This window comes from Ensifer sp. ENS03, assembly GCF_014852035.1.
Taxonomy (GTDB): Bacteria; Pseudomonadota; Alphaproteobacteria; order Rhizobiales; family Rhizobiaceae; genus Ensifer; species Ensifer adhaerens.
The window spans coordinates 1-1,920 of the sequence record NZ_JACVAV010000025.1 but is presented as its reverse complement, the minus strand read 5'-3'; the positions used below and the strand labels follow the sequence as shown (position 1 = coordinate 1,920).

At 60.6% G+C, this 1,920-nt stretch carries 1 protein-coding gene and 2 pseudogenes; 1 reads left to right on the top strand and 2 read right to left on the bottom strand.

What is annotated here, in order from left to right; genetic code table 11:
• Positions 1 to 169: pseudogene (locus IB263_RS33780) on the bottom strand (transposase); the annotation flags it as partial.
• Between the two features lie 249 nt (positions 170 to 418).
• On the opposite strand from IB263_RS33780, the gene IB263_RS33775 reads away from it, so the two are divergent.
• A complete protein-coding gene (locus IB263_RS33775; RefSeq protein ID WP_192439600.1) occupies positions 419 to 1,606 on the top strand; it encodes an IS110 family transposase in 1,188 nt (395 codons plus the stop codon).
• 8 nt (positions 1,607 to 1,614) lie between these two features.
• Here IB263_RS33775 and IB263_RS33770 read toward each other — a convergent pair.
• Positions 1,615 to 1,920, bottom strand: a pseudogene (locus IB263_RS33770) (transposase); the annotation flags it as partial.

Sequence of the window (1,920 nt, the reverse complement as noted above, 5' to 3'; positions counted from 1 at the left end):
GAGCGAGCACATCGGCGAGCCACGCTTGTGGATCGATGTCATTGAGCTTGGCGCTCATGATCAGCGTTGCCATGAAGGCGGCGCGATCAGCACCACGGTCGGAGCCGGCAAAGAGCCATGCCTTCCTCCCCAGAGCGAAGCCGCGCAACGCCCGTTCGGCGGCGTTGTTAAAGGGTATGGTGTTTGCGGCGCCCCTCCGTGATCCGAAGAAGTAAATGAGGTACGATCGGGTACCGGGATAGGGGCGCTGGGAGCATGAAACGGTGGCAGGCCGTCCTGACCATGAGTTGCGAACTCGAGTTGTTACTTGGCCGCCCCTACGACTTGCCCGGCTGCGCTGCGAGCGCGAATCCGTAGATGTCGTGTATCTCCACCGGCTCCCATTACCGGAAGGAGATGAAACATGCGTGTGGTTGGAATGGACATTCATCGTTCGTTCGCCCAAGTCGCGATTCTGGACGATGGCAGCATCGTCAGCGAGCGGCGCGTCGAACTCGTCCGAGATCGATTTCTTCGATTTGCGGCTTCACTGCGAAGGGACGACGAGGTCGTGATCGAGGCAACCGGCAACAGCACGGCGGTCGAACGGCTTTTACGGCCGTATGTGAAACGCGTCATTGTGGCGAACTCCCGTCTCGTGAAGCCCATCGCCTGGGCCCGGGTCAAGTCGGACAAAGTTGATGCCGCCACCTTAGCCAGGCTCCATGCCGGTGGCCTGCTGCCGGAGGTATGGGTGGCCGACGATAGTACGACGGTGCGGCGGCGACAAATTGCCGAGCGCATGGGTGTGTTGGCGCAGCTTGTCCGAACGAAGGGACGGATTCAGGCCATTCTGCACGCCAATCTTATCCCCAAATACGACGGTCATTTGTTCGGCTCCGCAGGCCGGAAATGGCTAGCCCAATTGCCCTTGGCATCCGAAGAGCGCGCGATGATCGGCAGATACGTTGCCGAGCTGGAGCGCGTGACGGCTCAGCTCGCTGAACTCGACAAAACGCTCGCCCAACAATCGCTCGACGATCCGCGCGCCCTCCGATTGATGACAATTCCCGGCGTGAGCTCCGTCGTTGCATCGACCATCCTGGCCTCAATCGGGGACATCCAGCGGTTTCCGACCCCGGAAAAGCTCAGCAGCTACTTCGGCCTCACGCCCCGGATCCGCCAATCAGGAGACCATCCGGCCCGCCACGGACGTATCACCAAGCAGGGGAATAGCGATGCGCGCCGCATGCTCGTTGAGGCTGCGTGGTCGGCAAAGCTGGCGCCAGGACCGTTGCGCGCCTTCTTTGCTCGCGTCCACAAGAAGCGTGGTGCACCGGCTGCAGCGGTAGCCACTGCGAGAAAGCTGACGGTGATGATCTGGCACATTCTCTCGAGCGGACAGGACTACGCTTATGCGAGACCGTCGTTCACGGCGATGAAGCTAAGAAGGGTTGAACTGAAGGCTGGCGCTGCCAAAGCATATGGAAAAGCAGGTCGTGGCCACGACTACTGGATCAAGGAGGTCCGTGATCGCGAGGCCGAATATGTCGAACGCGCGGAAAGGGCCTACGAGCGGATGGTCGGGGTTTGGAAGCAAAATCCGCAACGAGTGGCAAGAGAGTGAGTTTCCCTCTTCTCAACACCATCCGTGGTGAGGCAGATCCGGCCATCGCCGAGGAAGGATGTGAAGCCGTCCCAGCGCTTCAGCATGTAATCGATCGGCTCGGCGACCGGTGAACTGCGCGACAGCTTTGTTCGCTCAGATCGAAGCCAGACCTCAAGCTCATCAACGAGCGGACGGCTGTCCTGCTGACGTCGTTGCAGCCGGTCGTTGGCCAAAAGTCCGTTGATGTCGCGCTCGATGTCGAACAGCGCGTCGATGCGCTTGACCGCCTCGAGGGCAACCGGCGAGATCGCGGCAGCATGCTTTCCGCGTTT

Excerpts from the sequence above, each read along its gene's own strand:
- IB263_RS33775 (WP_192439600.1), top strand. The coding sequence starts at position 419 with ATGGACATTCATCGTTCGTTCGCCCAAGTCGCGATTCTGGACGATGGC.